Origin of the sequence: Mycoplasma amphoriforme A39 (assembly GCA_000723365.1) — a bacterium.
In the GTDB taxonomy this organism is placed as follows: domain Bacteria; phylum Bacillota_I; class Bacilli_A; order Mycoplasmatales; family Mycoplasmoidaceae; genus Mycoplasmoides; species Mycoplasmoides amphoriforme.
In genome coordinates, this window is the sequence record HG937516.1 from 724,728 (window position 1) to 742,607 (window position 17,880).

Genomic DNA, 17,880 nt, shown 5'->3' on the forward strand with positions numbered 1-17,880 from the left:
TTAATAAAAATCTTCATTTTATTTTTAATTTAAATGTTAATTGTTTTTTGAACTATATAAACTAGCAATTACCAAACTTATATATGATGAACAAATATTTAAACCTGACCAAAATTTTACAGATTTTTGCTGAGATAAGGAACAGTGAAGACATGATTTACTTATTCTCGATTCGACCAATATCATTTGGCTTTAAGTTAACTTTTTTTGCAAATTCAATGTAGTATTTCCGCATTGGCGTTTTAGCGACGTCAATCAATTTTTTATTTTCGTCATATAAGTTTTTAATTTTAATTTTATCAATTTGAACTTTTGGCCCAATGATACTAAAAATTTGCTTTTGTTGAAAGTTGTTATGACTAATAACTTCATACAAATTACCAACTTTTTTTAGAACCATGAAGGCAAAGATTTGCTTAACATCCTGGTTTCGATCATTATATAACATTGCCTTAACAGTTGGCTGCCCCTTGCTAAAGGCGATACTTGTTGGTCGGTTTTCGGCATATTTGAGGTCTTTTTTTAGTTTTTTAAGCATTTCTTTTTCTTGTGCATCCGACTGTTTTTGGCGATAAAAGTTGTCAATTGCCGTACGGTATGATTTAACAACTGTGGCCACATAATTAACCGAACGCATCCGGCCTTCAATTTTAAAAGATGCCACCCCAAGTTCCATCATTTTTTTAATTTCATCTAATAACATCATGTCTTTTGGCGACATGGTAAACTTCGCGTTATAAGCGGTTGTTTGCTCGGCATTTTTTAAATCAAACAACCAACGGCATGACTGTGCACAACCACCCACATTCGAGTCACGCAATGATCAATTATTAGACATCATGCATCGCCCTGAATACGAGATACAAACTGCCCCATGAATAAAGCATTCGATCTCCACAACATTTCTTGTGTTTTCCATTAATAGGGTTAGTTCATTCATGCTTACTTCGCGCCCTAAAACAATCCGGCTTAAACCATTCTTTTTTCAAAATTTTGCGGCCATACTATTGGTTACTGATTGTTGGGTTGATAAATGCATTTCTAAATCTGGATAGGTTTGGTAAACATAATCAATAATGAACGGATCAGCCACAATTAATGCATCAACGCCAGTTTGAACTAGATCAGCCATAAATTTTTTAAACCCAGCAAGTAGAGCGTTATGACAAATCACATTTAAAGCAACATATACTTTTTTCTTTCATTGATGGGCTTGGTTACACGTGTTTAAAATATCTTGCATAAAAAAGTTGGAAGCTTGTGATCTTAATGAATAGGCCTTGCCACCTAAGAAAACAGCATCAGCTCCGTATTTTAAAGCCGTAATTGCTTTTTTGTAATCACCAGCAGGTGCTAATAGTTCGGTTTTTGTAAGAGGTTTATTTTTGTTCATTTTGTTCACTTTTTTCTAAATGATAGATGTCTTCAATTTTGCCCAAAAATGCTGGTGTTATCGCATTTGGTTTAACAATGCCTTTAATGATCGTCACATTTTTTTCTAATTGTTTACTAGTTAGCTTATTTTGTCTTAACAATGCAATTGTTGATTGATAAATTTTTGTTATTTTTTCACATCACTGTCTCGTTTGCATTACATTATCAATTCGTAAGTAATCGATTTTCATTTTATGCAATTGGTCAATAATTGACATCACACATATTTCATAACCGCTAAACATGTGCGTTCCAAATTTATCTTGATAAATCGCATTTGGTCATTTTCGTAATGCTTCTTTAATTCATAATTGTTTTTGTTGATGCAAATTTCTAATGTGGTTGTAATTTTCAAAATTAGAAATCATTTTTCAACGCGAGTGCATGATAAACATAAAACCTTGGCCTTGTAGTTCGATTTGAAAATTTTCTGGTTTGTGGTTGGCAATCTGCTTAACTTCACTTAAGAACAATTCGCGTGCCAAAACCACGTGGTTAATTTGGTTTTTAATAAAAAAAGGGATTTGACCGTAACTTGTTACAAGTGTTTCTGAATGATAAATCGGTTTTAATTTTAAATTGTGTTCGTGAATGATTTGAACAACGGCATAGTCTTGAAAATACACTCCATCGATATCTAATTTATCTAAAAACTTTAAGTGCTTAATTAAAGTTTCTAATTGTGGTTCAAAAAAGAACTGATTCACTAATACAAAAACTTGACTATTTTGCTTGTTATTAACTATTTTTATAATGTCTTTAAAGGAAAAACTATTGGCGTATCGTAGACTAATTTGTTTGTTGGCAAGCAATAAGCAATCAACCTTGCCTTTAATAAATTCCATTGCCTGATCAACATCATACGGCATTGTCACTAATTTCATTCTTTATTTTCCTTCAATGATTGCTAAACCATCACCTGATTCATCAAATCAAATCTTGTATTTATTTACCATTAATTTTTCTAAAAAAACATGGAGTTCTTGGTTGGCTTGCAATAGCGGTAAAAGCCGTTTTTCGTTCCTTATTTTGTATTGATCATACACGTTTTTTAGATAAAGGTTATCAATGACAATTGCCCCATGTTTTGTTAGGAACTTTTCAAACTTCTTAAACAACTGTACTAATTGTTTTTTTGGTCCATCCAAAATAATTAGATCATAGAAATTGTTAACGTTAAAGTCATTAACATCAACGTGAACTAATTTGACTTTGGAATTATCTTTTAGTAATTCTTTAGCCACTTCAAAACGTTTTTGATCTTTTTCGATTGTTGTAATTGATTCTACGGTTTTTATTTCACTAAGAATTTGGGCACTATACCCGCAACCGGTGCCAATTTCTAAAATGTTTTTTATTGCTGGTTTATTTAATAAATAATCTTTTAGAAATTGTAAATTAGCCGCCCGCATAACCGCAATTTTATTGGCGATACTGCAATTTAAAATTTTTAAATGCTGCAAATTTGCATCCAAGTAGTTTTGTAAAATAATGGCCGCACTAACCCGATCTAAATTTTTATTGCGGACTGAACTTTTCAAATCCATTGCAAACAATAATTCATTGGCTTGCATTGTTGTTTGTTGCTCATCTGCATAAACAACATAGACTGAGTTAAAAATTTTTTGAAAGATTGTTGCAAATTGTTCGACCATGAAAGTTGTTTGACTTTTGGTTAGATTCATGTTTAACGGATATCCTATTATACAAACTTCAATCTTGTAGCCTGATCGTAAAATTTCACTTTGAATTTGCAAAACCGCCCTTTGGAAATTGCGTTTAATTACTTGAATCGTTTTTCATGGCGAAGCAATTAATAAATCGCTATCAGCTAACGCCATGCCAATATATTTTGAACCCACATCAAGTGCTAAATAATGCATACTAAATAATGGTTTTTAAAATTTTAAGAATTTCTTTTTGATCAATTACTTGAACCGTTCCGCCTTGGGCAAAATGATTATTACCGCCACCTTTACCCTTGAGTTTTTCGTTTAGGCTTTGAACGATTATGTTCGCGTTTAAATCTTTATTTTCCGTTTTTTTACCAACCATGTACTGTAGTTTACCTGCAACCTGATTGAAAACAATACAAACTATATCTTGTTGTTCATTAGTTGCGTTTGTTATAGCACTATTAATTTCACTAGTAATTTGGTTATTTAAAAAATTGATTGAAACATGATTTTGAATATTTGCAATAAATTGCTTTTTTAAAACTTCAATCTTGTTTTCCCGATTTTTTTTATCATGTTCAATTTTAACCTGCTTGTAAAATTGAGCAATTTTTTCAAAATCACGTGTTTTTTGCCGCAATTGCCTAATGGTTTTGGGTAGTTCAAATCTAGTTAATAGTTCGTTTAATTTTTTGCTGTGAAGGTTTGTTTTGATGCATTCTTCTTCAAATTCCTTAATTTTTTGTTTAAAAAAGGTCATTTTTTCCTTAAGGTATGCATTTGTTGTTTCAAATGAACTGATAATTTCGATTCTTCATGACCCTGATCCTTGCGAACCGTAATTAAAAATATAACATTCTTCGATTTGACTAGTTTTGTTCAAATGTGTACCCCCGCATAATTCCACACTATAATCACCAATCTTAATCACCCGAACCTGATTATGTTTTTTATATTCATCTTCAAAGTAAGCAATCGCATTCATTTTTTTTGATTCTTCTAAACTAGTATAAATGACTTCAACGGATAAATCACTTTCAATGATGCGGCGGATTTCATCTTCAACTGCTGTTAACTGTTCATCACTTAATCGGGCGGGATAACTGAAATCCAATGTTGCTTTATAAGCACTTTTAAACGCCCCTTCTTGTTTAATGCTAGGGCCAATAATTCGTTTTAAAGCAGCGTGCATGACATGCTCTAGTGTATGATTTTTAGCAACCAAACGGCGTCATTTTGCATCGTGCGAAACTTCTCAAACCTCGCCAATTGCAAATGACGCCTTTTTAAAGTGGTGTAAATGTTGCAAATGGGGTGCTTTTACAACATTATCAAATTTTACTTTTTGATCACCCTTAGTCGCATATCCTTCATCAAAACGTTGTCCGCCAGAAGTCGCATAAATTACCGTTTGGTCAAAAACAACATACCCACTACCATTAACAATTTGTGATACGGGTTGCAATTGGTCATCAAATAAACCAATTACTTTGCCCATAACACTATTTGCGCGATAATCAAAAGTGTTAACTTTTTCGAAAGCCAGTAAATTAGCATTTTGTTTTTCAATACCAGGGACATTATTTTTATTTTTGGATGCTTCTTGATGCATCTTGAACAAGGTTTGAAACTCTTGTCAATTTAATTTAACTTTTTGATCGTTTGCTAATTCTTTTATTAATTCAATTGGAAAGCCATAGGTTTCCACAAGTTTAAATAAAACTTGGCCATTGAGTGATTGCTCTTTAATAGCATTATTAAAAATTCCCAAACCATGATTGATGGTTGTTTTAAACATTTGCTCTTCGGTTTTTAAAACATTGATGATAAATGCATTTTGGGAAGCTAAATGAGGAAAAAAATCCTGGTATAACGCAATAATTTTTCGAACAACCGGTTCAAAAAAGTTATTTTTAATACCAAGTTTATATGCGTAAATTAAGGCCCTTCTTAAGAGTCGTCTAATGATATAACCCCGTTCTTTTGGACTAGGTAAAACCCCATCAGCAATCGCAAATACGCATGCTTTTAAGTGATCAGCAATTATGCGAAAGGCTACTTGCTGTTGGTGTTTGTTAAGGTCGTTAAGAAAGTAATCATCAACGTTGTATTTTTTATTTGTATGGTTTTCAATTTCACGAATAATTGGCAAGAATAAATCAGTATCAAAATTGGTCGGCACATCTTGCAAAATGCTAACCAAACGTTCAAAACCTGATCCAGTATCAATGTTTTTTTGAATTAATTCTGTGTAATTGTTTTTTCCATCATTATTGAATTGGCTAAAAACAATGTTTCAAATCTCGACATACCGATCGTTTTCTAAATCATGGATGAATAAATCAATTCCCTTTTTTTCAGGATCATATTTATCACCCCGATCATAAAAAATTTCCGTACAAGGTCCGCACGGTCCTGATCCTAGATCTCAAAAGTTGCGATCCCGATTGCCCCGTACCAAATGATCTGGTTTGATTCCTAAATTAATTCAATGTTGGTAGGCTTCATTATCGTCTTCAAAAACGGTAACATACAAACGATTTTGATCAAGGTTATAATAGTTAATTAATAAATCATAAGCGAAGAAAATAGCTTCTTTTTTGAAGTAATTCCCGATGGAAAAATTGCCTAGCATTTCAAATAAGGTTTGGTGGCGACTTGTCATGCCCACTCTTTCAATGTCATTAGTACGCAAACATCTTTGCGAGTTAACTAATCGCGATGCTGGCGGGTAGGTTTTTCCAGAAAAATAATCTTTTAAGGTAGCTATCCCCGCATTAATTCACAATAAAGAAGGATCATTTTTGGGAATAAGTGACTTTGATTCAATAAAATAATGGTCGTTTTTGCTAAAAAAATCGATTCATATTTGTCGAATTTGATTTCCTGTCATTTTTTGCTTATGTGAATTATCAAACATTGTTTTAATTTCCTTATTTTTTGGTGGTTATTATTCTACCACCGCCTAAACAAATTTTTTCTTGCGAGTAAAGTACTGCATATTGTCCTGGAGTTACTGCTTTGGATCCAGATGGATAACATAGTACTACCGCGTCTTTGCCATATTTTTTAATGTAGCTTTCAATAAGGGGTTGGCGGTGGCGGAAGCGGACTAAAACTTTTTCATTAATTTTTGGTTTTAAGTGATCATCATAAATTCAATTAAAGTTTTTTATGGTTGCTTGTTTTGAGATTAAGTACTGATCTTGAAAGGATTGGCCAACAACATGCAGTTCGTTTTTGGATTTATTTTTTCTAAAGACAAAAATGGGCTCATTTAAGGGATGATTAACTGCCAAGCCCTTGCGTTGACCAATTGTATAAAACATCAATCCGTCATGTTTTCCAATGACTTTTTTTTGTGGATATAAAATTATCTTCCCTGGTTTTTTTTGGAAATAATTTTCTAAAAATAACTTAAATTTACGTTCGCCAATAAAACAGATTCCTGTCGAATCCTTTTTATAAGCGACAATTAAGTTTAAATGCTGGGCAATTTGTCTAACTTCAGTTTTATTTAAATCAGCGAGCGGAAAGAGGCAATCTTTTAGTTGTGTTTTGTTTAAATTGCACAAAAAGTAAGTCTGATCCTTGTTAGTATCAATTGGAATTTGCAGTAAGTAATGGTTGTCTAGATTAACTAGTTTAGCATAATGACCAGTTGCAAATTTTGCATTTGGATAATGTCGCTTCACGTATTGTAACATTGTGCCAAATTTAATAAACTGGTTGCATAAAATGTCGGGATTTGGCGTTAATCCTTGCTTAAATTCATTTAGCGTTTTTTGGAAGACATCATCCCAGTACTTTTGTACAAAATTAACTTTAATTAATTTGATTTGCAATTTTTCAGCAATGGCTTTGGCATCTTGAAAATCAGCAATTGCTGAGCAACCACTAGTTGTTAGTTTTTTATGACCTTGAAAATCTCCATTGATAATCGGATCCCAGTTTTGCATAAAAATTCCGATTACTTCGTAACCTGATTGCTGTAATAAATAAGCACTAACCGCCGAATCCACTCCACCTGAAAGCCCTAAAACAGCGAGTTTTTTACTTTTCTTCATGATTATTTTTACTAATTTTGTTTACTTTATATTCTAATTTAAATAAGTAAATTACTAAAAACGCTTTATTTTTTAATGTTTTAACTAGATTGACACGGTTTCAAACATCACTATAATTATGTTATAATTTGTGACGAAATATGTTATAATTTGTGACGAAAAAATTTAAGATCACAAATTAAATTGGACATGCAACTTAAAAAAAGATTTAAGCTTCGTTGGTATGCAGTCGGGTTGTTGGTGTTTTCAAGTGTTACAATTATTACTTCAGCTTGCGGAAATTTTGCTGTTTTAGATGCCCAAGGATCAAGTTCAGTCCAGCCATTTTTAGAAAAAATGGCGGCCGCTTATAGTCAGTCACATAACGTCGAAATTAACGTTCAAGGTGGCGGCTCTGGTGTAGGCATTAACGGCATTGCTGATGGTAGCACGTTAATTGGTACTGCATCAAAGTCGCCGTTTGATACGATCACTAAAAATCAAAAAGTTGCCTCATGAAAAAAACGCAAAATCAAAACAATTACGATTGCTAAGGACGCCATCGGTTTAATTTTTGTTCCGCCAGCCAATTATCAAGGCACAGATTTTGCTATTTCCCAAGAAAATATTTTGGATTTATATGATGCCTTTGCTGGCGTTAAAGATGTTGCTTTAAAGAAATTCTATACTGGTAATAACATTCCGCCTGATCAGAACATTGTTTTAAAAGGATATGCCCGTTCGGGCGGGTCAGGTGCTTCAGGGACAGCCGAAGCCTTCTTGAAAGACTCAGGTTTTGATACTGGCAAGATTAATGCTAACGTTAAAGAGATCTTATCAACTGGTAAATATCAAGTTGGCAAAACAGTGGAAACTAGCGAGAGTAACGCCGAGGCTTACACGTTTTTTAAAACCCAGGCAAAAAACCGCCCAGGTTCAATTATTTATTTAGGCTTAGGTTATATTTTAAACAATTTATCAATAATTCGTGCCGATGGTTTTGCATTAATGAGTTACATTAATAAAACTACTAACCAGCAAGTTGCTCCAGAAATTAAAACAGTTGCGAACCAAACGTACCGGTGGGTCCGTCCGTTTAACATAATGATCTCACTTAATAGTGAAAAAATCTCCCCAATTCAAAGATTTATCAAGTGAATCTTATTTAGTAATTATGATGACCTAGTTAATGAGCAAGTAGTAAGTCAAATTAAAAAAATTTACGAAAGTCAAGGCTTAATTGAATTATCAGATGCTGAGAAAAAACAAATGTTTTCTCTCGATCAAAAAGTCAATAATTTAGATTTTAAAAAAATCGTAAAAATGCACTTTAACAACTTTTGAACAGCTGACTATGATTTTGAAAACAGTCCCAGATTTGGGGTAAAATTCTAATGATAAAGGGTCATTATTCACTGTTTAATAAAAACTTCAAAAACCAGGGTTTTAACACTTTAAGTGCGATTTTTGCTTGGTTTATTGTGTTGGTTTTTGTTACCGTGATGATTTTCATAATTGTCAAAGCAATTCCGGGATTTATTGCTTACGGGCCATCGCTGTTTACAACTGAAATTAATTTGACTAATAATAAAGGTGGCTTTTGGTTACCGTTAGTGGTTAGTTTTTTGGTAACCTTTGGGGCTATTATGATTGCTGGGCCAATCGGGATTAAAACAGCCATTTTTTTAAAGTACCGGATGCCAAGAAAAATGGTACGGTTTTTCCGGATCATTCTTGATTTATTAGCCGGGATCCCTTCGGTGATTTTTGGGTTATTTGCTGCGACCATTTTAGGAATCTTTTTTCAGCGTGTGTTTAAATTACCCTCAGCGTGAAACTTAATTACGGCGATGGTAATGTTAGCCTTTATGGTTTTACCAAATGTTGTCGCTTTAGCCTACAATGCTTTTGATGGGGTGGAAATTGATTTAATATTAGCTTCATTAGCCCTTGGCACCCAAAGAACAAGAGCAATTTATAAAGTTGTTAAAAAACAAGCGTCCGGCATGCTGGTTGTTGCTGTGATTGTCGCTACAGGTCGAGCAATCGGAGAAACTGCCGCCTTAAACTTTATTTTAACTTCCCAAAATTTTAACCAAACGTTTGCAAGTGGCTTTGGCCAGTTATGATTATCTAATTTAAAGACTTTGGGCACGGTGATTTCTTATAATTTTTTTAGCGAAAATGGCGGTGACGCCTTACGGGGCGTTCTTTATGTTTATGGGATCGTTATTTTTATCATTACGATGATGCTCAATGCTTTTGTTTACTGAAGCATTCAACCCCGTACTAAAACGAAATATTTATGAGTTAAAAAACTCGAAATAAAATTGACCAAAATTTTTACATTTATCCCTAATTATCTTGGTTATTCGTTTGAATGTTTGACATCCAAAACTAGGGTTCGTGTTGATCTTAATCATTTAGAATTACGCTCGATTTTTATTAAAGAACGCTTACGAACCAACCGTTTTTTAAACCTTTACTGCGGGTGAAAACTTTTTTGGGAATCCTTTTGTTTGTTGATTACATTCGTTTTTATTTTAGCAATTTTGTTATTTGTATTAATCAATGGGGGTAATGCTTTAGTTACTCCAACAAATACAGTGCAGTTAATCACGGCCAATAGCACGGGACGAGCGATTGTTAATACGTTTATCATTATCTTAATGACTATTGTCATTGCGTTTCCAATTGCGATGCTTGCAGCCATTTACTTAAACGAATACGCCCGCAATCGTAAACTTAAACAAGTGATTTTGTTTTTTATTGATTCGCTAGGAGCAACCCCATCAATTTTATTTGCTATTTTTGGACTAGCGTTTTTTATTCAAACATTAGGATGAACGTCAGGCGGCAAAACTAGTGTTTCTTTACTTGCTGGGATTTTAACAATGGCAATTGTGATCATTCCTGCTTTTATTCGTACCATTCAGCAAGCCCTTGAAAATGTTCCCGCAGTTTTAAGAATGAACTCTTATGCTTTAGGCGTTAGTAAGTTTGAAACCATTAAAAAAATTGTTTTGCCCATGGCGTTGCAAGGAATTGTTACTTCTTTGATTTTATCAATTGGTAGGATTATGGCTGAAACTACCCCGTTGTATTTGACAGCAGGATTAACATCGGCAAACCACATTGATCTAGGGTTGTGGGGGCAAACGTTGACAACTAGGATTTATGCCCAATTATTTTCACCTACTGCTAACGCTACCCAGATTATGTACGAATCAGCATTTATGGCATTAGCTTTAATTTTAGTTTTAGTCATTATTGGCCAATTAATTATCCCGTGATTAATTACCCAATATCCCTATATTAAAAAACAAATTATCAAAAAAATTCAATCATTAAAAAACTATTTACCAAGGGTTAAACTGAATCATGGCAGATAACAAAAAAGATACGCAAAAGCTTTTTTTTGAAGTTCCTGATTTGAATGCTAATGTTGATTTTGACCAAAAAACCACCTTGCATCACAATGGAGAAGATGCCTGTCAAACAAACTTGATAGATTATCAATCAATAAATAAACTAACAAAAGAAGCAAGAAAAGAACGTAAGGAACAGTTAGTTGCTAGACGTAGTAATTTGGTCCAGAAATTGCAAGAATTAAAAGCATTAAAAAATACCTACTTGCTACAAAAAAAGCAAATGTTTCGAACTTGAAAAAAACAGCAAATTGCAATCGTGCACAATGAACTTAATAATTTACAAAAAGTTAAAAATAAAACCATTGATTCAAGTGAACAAATTATTTTACAAAATAAAATAACCCAATTACAAAAGGTTTTAAAACGCCCGAAGGCTGCAATCAAACAAGTGGCTGACTACCAAAATCTTCTTAATAACTTGAATGATGTTAAGAATCAGATTTTTCAAACAAAGCGGATGTTGCAGGATAAAAATCCTAATTTACAAGCATTTAAAGATGATTTTCAAAATGATCATATTTTTGAAATTAAAAATTTAAATTTATGATACAATTATGGCAAGAAACACGCTTTAAAAAACATTAACATTAATTTATTAAAGCATAAAGTTACGGCATTTATTGGTCCATCTGGATGTGGGAAGTCCACTTTATTAAGAAGTTTAAACCGGATGAACGATGTCATTGATGGCGTAAAAATTAGTGGTGATGTTTGGTTTTTAGGCAAAAACATCAATTCAAATGTCCTTTCCGAACTAGAATTAAGAACTCGCGTCGGAATGGTTTTTCAAAAACCAACTCCGTTTAATCTTTCAATTTACGAAAATATTGCATATGCTTTGCGTTCTCACGGCATTAGAGAACAGAATGTGCTCGATAAAATTGTTCAAGAATCACTCCAAGGTGCTGCCCTTTGGGACGAAGTAAAAGATATACTGAATGAAAGTGCACTTAGTTTGTCAGGTGGTCAACAGCAACGCTTATGTATAGCACGAGCGATTGCGTTACGTCCTGATGTTTTATTGATGGATGAACCAACTTCGGCTTTGGATCCGATTGCGACAAATAAAATTGAAATTTTAATTAACCAATTACGTTCTAAATTCTCAATTGTGATCGTGACCCATTCAATGGCCCAAGCCCAACGTATTAGTGATCATACTGTTTTCTTTTATGAAGGCGAAATTATTGAAGCCGGACCAACTAAAGCAATATTTACCCAACCAGTCCAAAAGCGGACGAAAGATTATGTTAGTGGAAGGATAGGATAAGACGTGGCAATTAATTATGGATCATTGAAACAAGCTGAAGATAATTTATTAAAAAAATTTTATGCTTACTTAAGTCATACTTACAAAATGCATTTGGTTGTGATTAAGACTTTTGAAGAATATGCCAATATTGAAGAAGTTAATAAAAAAATCCAGCGTGTTTTTGAATTAGAAAAGATTTCAAATATTACCCAAGCCGAATTATTAGACGAATGTACCTGGATGATTTCCAAAGAACAACCGCAAGCTGGTCACTTACGGTTTGTGATTGCAATTATTAATTCCATTAATGATTTAGAACGGATCTGTGATTATGCAAACAATTTGGCGAAATTTTTAGAAATAACTCCTAGCATGAAGCCAGATCACTTAACATCTTTGGCTACTTTAGAACGTTTAGCAATTGACAATTTTTATAAGATCTTTGAGCATTTTCGAACCCATGATGCTTTTAACAGTTATGAATATGCCGAAGAATTATTAAATGATTTCACCAAAAAATTTCGTGAACATTTACAAGTATTTAATGACAGTTTCTTCAGGGAAAACCAGCATGAAAGCGGGGTTACCGTTTCACTGATTTTAGCGTTTAAAAACGTTGAACGGATTATGGACCATATTATGAATATTATTGAATATTTTATCTACATTAAAGAAGCCCATTTTTTCTTTAAAAAGCGTTCTTAATAAACCTTCTGCCTTAAATTTAAGTTGGTTAGATCTACACCCATGTTTTTTAATTTTTTCTCATCTAAAAATGATTACTTTTAAAATAAGATCAATTTAAGTTGACTTAATAGTTAAATTTCGTGAACACTTAGAATAATGTATAAGCCATAAAAATTGGTATTTAATCAGGTCTTTATTAGTTATTCTATTTTTTTATTATGATCCAATTCTAGTGATTCTTAAATTTTATTTCATTGTAGCTTCTTTAAAAAAATCAATTAAAGCATATGAACAACAACAAAAATCGATTTTCTAAAGATAAATCAAAAGATCTAAAAACAATTATTTTTGTTAAGCAAATCCTTGTCATTGTGAAAACAAAATAAAGAATAGGTTTTTAATATTGTTAATTCAATCAATCAAAATATATCAACTTATGTTTCAGTGCTAGTTTATTAAAAACTTAAAAAAGCTGATGTTTTTTTTGAAATTCATATTCTGATTTGATCATATCAGCTAATGATTTTTCAGGTTCTCATTGCAGTAATTCTTTTATTTTTTGATTTGAAGTTATTAACACGTCCGGATCGCCTAAACGTCTTTTTTCAAATTGGTACTTAATTTCTTTTTTAAGAGTTTCTTTTGCAGCCTGTAAACATTCTAAAACGCTGTAGCCACGATTTGACCCTAAGTTAAAAGTAAAAACTCCTTTTTGCCTTTGAAGATAATCATTTCCTTTTAAATGGGCATTGGCTAAATCGATAACATGAACATAATCTCGAATGCATGTGCCATCTTTCGTATTGTAATCATTTCCAAAAATACTAAGACTTTTTTCTTGCAAAATTGATCGAACTATTCTTGGGATTAATAGCGTGCTATTTTTGTTATATACGCCGAAATTATAGTCATCACTCGCTCCGGCAACGTTGAAATATCTGAAAATAACACTATTAATTCCGTAGGCTTGATGACTTGCCTTTATTAAATATTCACATGATAATTTTGATGCACCATAAGGATTAATTGGGCTTGTAGGGTCAGATTCCAGAATTGGTATTGATTTAGGATTTCCATAGGTGGCTGCAGTTGATGAAAAAATTAATCTTTTAACGTTATTCATCTGCATTGCTTTAAGAATGTTAATCATTCCTACGACATTATTTTCAAAGTAATCAAGGGGTTGAGTAACCGATTCAGAAACAATGATTTTTGCTGCAAAATGCATGACCACATCGGGTTGATATTTTTTCATGATTTCATCTAACTTAATATAATCTAGTTGTGATCCTAAAACAAATGAGCTGTTTTTAAAAATTGTTGTCTTGTTTGTGCTAGTTGATAAGTTATCATAAATAATAACCTTATTATTTTTCGATTTTGCTAGTAAATAGGCAACATTTGATCCGATATAACCAGCTCCTCCAATTAATAAAAAATTCATTTTAATCTCCTAATGAATTATTTTTTAAAACCCAAGAAATTCTTAAATAATAATTTGAGCAAGTTTACCTAAATTATTTAGATTTTTATGCCTCAAATAAGGTTTCAAAAATGATTTATTTATTTTATCAGTTGTATTTAATAAGGGCTTAGTTTATTTTTTGAATGTATTAGCAGTTAAAAAATAAACAATTTAAAGCAAACTAATACTTTTTACCACAAAAAGACAGCACGCTTTCAATAATATGCTATTTGATCTTATCGAGTACCATAATTAAAGTAATTGTTTGATTTCATTAGCATTAGAGCAAAAGCCATTAAAACCAAAAATTTAATTTTCGTGTTTGTATTCAGAGCGATTATTTTAATTAGTTTGAAGTACGAATTAATAATGATAATAAGTAATTCTACAAAAATAAAGGTTGACAATAAAATAAAGTTAAAATTTGATCAAAACTAAAATACCTAAAGAAATTTTTATTAATGTTTGTAAGTGTTTGAAAAGTCAAAGTTAACGTTATATTGTAAACAAACTATTAAAACAGTTCTTATTTTAAAATATTTATCACTATAAGTTTTTTAAGTATAGAGTAACTATGTTTGATTAACTTTTTAAAAATTATTTATTAATAACCAACTTAGATTTATTTTACTAAAACATTATTTTGAAAGTTTTTATTTTTTTTGTGAAAGTTCCTCAATTTTTTCTTATTATTTTTAAATTTACCAAAACTCATTTATTGCATTTATTTTTTGATAATTAAAGATTGCTAATTTAAATTCAAAAATTCTGATTTTTGACAATATTATTATAGAAAAAAGTACATAAAATAATTGTAAGTAGCCGCTATTAATAAACACTAAATAAAGTGAAATTTTCGTATTACCAATCTGAGAGTCCTGTTTTCTTCCCTGTCGTATCAATTTGATTTACACTAATTACGCTTATAAGTTTTTTAAACTGTTTTTTAATAAATTTTAAATTTTTAAAAAAATTGTGTTTGTTTATTAGAAATTTATATCTGTAAATACTATAAAATTTCGAGTTTTTATAAAACCACTTGACAAAAAAAAAAAAAAACGAAAATCATCACAGTCATATAAGACATTAATCAGAATTTTAAAATTCAAGTATTTTTTATTAAATGAGGAAAAAGTAAGTGGCAAAATCTAAAAAGAAATTTTTATTGACTAGTTTAGCATTAGCAGTCCCGTTAGTTGTTACAATCACTTCAGCTTGTTCTGAAATAGGATTAACCAGTCCAACAACAAAAACTGATAAAAAAAAGCAAGATGCTCAAAAAGAGACTGAAACCCCTGAAACCCAACCAGGAACCGAAACAAGCCCTAAAACTCCTGAAACTCGACCAGGAACCAAAACAAGCCCTAAAACTCCTGAAACTCGACCAGGAACCGAAACAAGCCCTAAAACTCCTGAAACCCAACCTGGTCCTAGAATCAAATCACGAGATTTCCTAGAATGGTTTGCTAAAACTCCTGAAACTCGACCAGGAACCGAAACAAGCCCTAAAACTCCTGAAAAAACTCCTGAAACCCAACCTGGTCCTAGAATCAAATCACGAGATTTCCTAGAATGGTTTGCTAAAACTCCTGAAACTCGACCAGGAACCGAAACAAGCCCTAAAACTCCTGAAACCCAACCTGGTCCTAGAATCAAATCACGAGATTTCCTAGAATGGTTTGCTAAAACTCCTGAAACTCGACCAGGAACCGAAACAAGCCCTAAAACTCCTGAAACCCAACCTGGTCCTAGAATCAAATCACGAGATTTCCTAGAATGGTTTGCTAAAACTCCTGAAACTCGACCAGGAACCGAAACAAAATAAGCATAAAAATTAAATATAATTATTTTAAAAAAGCAGAGCATACCTTACGTTAAATTAAGGTTTTTGCTTTTTTAATTTAATATATTAATTTATCTTAAATAAAGACAATATATTGAATCATAGTAAATCTTACATTTTATTTGCAAATATTGAATTTACATTAAAATAGTTTAATTAACGAAAAAAGAACTTTAAACTAGAAGCACATATACTTAAAAGTTCTGAATACGGAGTTTATTTGTATTAGCAGATTAATTAATAGTTTGATAAATTTTCAATGATTTTTTAAGCTTCTCGAAGCGTAAATTTTATTATTACGAGTTGTTTTGAAAACCAAAGCATTTATTAAAATTTATAATTTATTCATTACTGTAATTTTTTACAAATTAATCGTTTGTTTATTATTAAAAAGTTACTTATTTTTATTTATTCTTTTTACATTTAATTATTTTTTACGTCATTTTAATTCATAAATTGATATTTACTAACAAGTTATGAATTATTTTAATCTTTTTATAAATTTTGAACTCCTTTAAAAATTACCACTAATATTCATCACCACGATAATAACTATAGCGAATAATCAAATATGTAAAGTTAAAACTTTCTATTTTATGTAAAATGCTAAATGCTTTGATTCAAAGAGTCAAACGCATTCCTTATTTATTTTTCAGTACAGTTAGTAATGATTATTTGATTTTATTAATTTTGAGAAACCTATTTTTTAGTTTTTATAAGTTGTTATTGTTCTTTATAATTTAAATTTTATTTCATTGCAAGTCATAACAATTAATCTTTTAAATGTATTGCAATCTAAAATTAGATTTTAACGTGCATCATGCAATATATTTATTAGCTGAGTTTTCTGATTCCTATTATTTGATATTTTTTGTTTTTATATAGATGATTTCTGTAAATTTAAAATTTTTAACTAAAATAATTTAATTTTCAGCTTTTCTATTAAAAAGCATAAATTTTCAAGTAAACCACTTGACAAAAAAAAAAAAAAAAAAAAACAAAATATTTCCATATTTTCAAAACAAAATACGAAATTCTTCTAAACTTTTTTGTTATACGAAGAGTTGTTGTGTTGTATAGGAGATAAATCTAAATGAAAAAGTTTAAAAAAAATGTTTTATTAACTGGATTAGCATTAGCAGTTCCATTAGTAGGTGTCATTGCATCAGCTTGCTCTGAAGTAGATCAAGGTAGTAGTCCATCTACACCAAGTACTCCTGGTAGTAACCAATCCCCATCAAACCCATCTACACCAAGTACTCCTGGTAGTAACCAATCCCCATCAAACCCATCTACACCAAGTACTCCCGGTAGTAACCAATCCCCATCAAACCCATCTACACCAAGTACTCCTGGTAGTAACCAATCCCCATCAAACCCATCTACACCAAGTACTCCTGGTAGTAACCAATCCAATTCAAATATTGGTTCACTTGATAATTTACCAATGTTCATTAAACTTACAAAATAACCAGTTAAATTATTTTAAAAAACAAAACCTGATGCAAAATTCGGGTTTTGTTTTTTTTTTAAATTTAAAACACCTCAAATTTATCTTTTTATAGCAAGAGATCAAATAATCAAAAATTTAAAAATCAATTATATTTTTTGTTTTTTAATATGAGTTTTTGCATAAAATAAGTTTTTAGGTGCCCAAAAAATTAAATTTAATCATTTTTACTTATTCTCTTAATTTACTTTGTTCTTAAAAGTAAACAAAGATTAATCACAATTCAAATGTTTATATTGTTACTTTTCGTATGATTATTTCACTATCTAAAACTAAGCCTAAGAAATACGAATATTTTTTGTTTTCATGAAAGACTCAAAATCAGATTTCAAGAACTACCGTGTCAAATTATAATTTGCTAAACTTTTTGATCTTTACCATTCATTTTTTCATTTTTTTAATAATAAAAACCTGAATCTTCAATCAAGGCACTTGACAAAAAAATAAAAATTTATCCGATTGATCATGTACTAAAATATATTTTTGAAACTTTTTATGATTGTGAAGGATTATGATTCAGATTAATCTATATGAAA

12 protein-coding genes are annotated in these 17,880 nt (G+C 31.1%); 5 read left to right on the forward strand and 7 right to left on the reverse strand.

The window, feature by feature from the left end:
• Positions 1–157 precede the first annotated feature (157 nt).
• Genes ABDB96_RS02760 through mnmA form a run of 5 tightly spaced genes read right to left on the reverse strand, consistent with a single transcriptional unit; the run spans position 158 to position 7,177 of the window.
• The gene (locus ABDB96_RS02760) at positions 158–1,393 is read right to left on the reverse strand and encodes a peptidase U32 family protein (RefSeq protein ID WP_343251266.1); all 1,236 of its coding nucleotides are present in this window, start codon (positions 1,391–1,393) and stop codon (positions 158–160) included.
• A complete protein-coding gene (locus ABDB96_RS02765) occupies positions 1,380–2,318 on the reverse strand; it encodes a U32 family peptidase (protein WP_343251267.1) in 939 nt (312 codons plus the stop codon). The genes ABDB96_RS02760 and ABDB96_RS02765 overlap by 14 nt, the downstream gene beginning before the upstream one ends.
• A 3-nt stretch (positions 2,319–2,321) precedes the next feature.
• The gene (ruvX, locus tag ABDB96_RS02770) at positions 2,322–3,317 is read right to left on the reverse strand and encodes a Holliday junction resolvase RuvX (RefSeq protein WP_343251268.1); all 996 of its coding nucleotides are present in this window, start codon (positions 3,315–3,317) and stop codon (positions 2,322–2,324) included.
• A 1-nt stretch (position 3,318) separates the two neighbouring features.
• On the reverse strand, positions 3,319–6,030 hold the full coding sequence (gene alaS, locus ABDB96_RS02775; RefSeq protein ID WP_343251269.1) for an alanine--tRNA ligase: 2,712 nt from the start codon (positions 6,028–6,030) through the stop codon (positions 3,319–3,321).
• Between the two features lie 13 nt (positions 6,031–6,043).
• Positions 6,044–7,177, reverse strand: coding sequence for a tRNA 2-thiouridine(34) synthase MnmA (gene mnmA / locus ABDB96_RS02780; protein ID WP_343251270.1), 1,134 nt, complete (start codon positions 7,175–7,177; stop codon positions 6,044–6,046).
• Between the two features lie 240 nt (positions 7,178–7,417).
• Between mnmA and ABDB96_RS02785 the strand changes: the two genes are divergently transcribed.
• The 4 genes from ABDB96_RS02785 to phoU are packed head-to-tail and all read left to right on the forward strand — an operon-like array spanning position 7,418 to position 12,544.
• Positions 7,418–8,551, forward strand: coding sequence for a PstS family phosphate ABC transporter substrate-binding protein (locus ABDB96_RS02785; RefSeq protein ID WP_343251271.1), 1,134 nt, complete (start codon positions 7,418–7,420; stop codon positions 8,549–8,551).
• Positions 8,551–10,548: a phosphate ABC transporter permease PstA gene (pstA, locus tag ABDB96_RS02790; RefSeq protein ID WP_343251272.1), complete on the forward strand. Its 1,998-nt coding sequence runs from the start codon at positions 8,551–8,553 to the stop codon at positions 10,546–10,548. The genes ABDB96_RS02785 and pstA overlap by 1 nt, the downstream gene beginning before the upstream one ends.
• Positions 10,538–11,857 (forward strand): phosphate ABC transporter ATP-binding protein PstB, encoded by a 1,320-nt coding sequence (pstB, locus tag ABDB96_RS03950; protein WP_425528228.1) that lies wholly within the window; start codon positions 10,538–10,540, stop codon positions 11,855–11,857. Before pstA ends, pstB begins: the two co-directional genes overlap by 11 nt.
• Before the next feature lie 3 nt (positions 11,858–11,860).
• Positions 11,861–12,544: a phosphate signaling complex protein PhoU gene (phoU, locus tag ABDB96_RS02800; protein WP_343251273.1), complete on the forward strand. Its 684-nt coding sequence runs from the start codon at positions 11,861–11,863 to the stop codon at positions 12,542–12,544.
• Positions 12,545–12,989: 445 nt separating this feature from the next.
• Here the strand turns inward: phoU and galE are convergent, their stop codons facing one another.
• Positions 12,990–13,970 carry a UDP-glucose 4-epimerase GalE gene (gene galE / locus ABDB96_RS02805; RefSeq protein WP_343251274.1) on the reverse strand — a complete coding sequence of 327 codons (981 nt, stop codon included), beginning with the start codon at positions 13,968–13,970 and terminating at the stop codon, positions 12,990–12,992.
• A 1,140-nt stretch (positions 13,971–15,110) separates the two neighbouring features.
• On the reverse strand, positions 15,111–15,857 hold the full coding sequence (locus ABDB96_RS02810; RefSeq protein WP_343251275.1) for a hypothetical protein: 747 nt from the start codon (positions 15,855–15,857) through the stop codon (positions 15,111–15,113).
• 1,070 nt (positions 15,858–16,927) lie between these two features.
• Between ABDB96_RS02810 and ABDB96_RS02815 the strand changes: the two genes are divergently transcribed.
• On the forward strand, positions 16,928–17,305 hold the full coding sequence (locus ABDB96_RS02815) for a hypothetical protein (protein WP_343251276.1): 378 nt from the start codon (positions 16,928–16,930) through the stop codon (positions 17,303–17,305).
• Positions 17,306–17,880 lie beyond the last annotated feature (575 nt).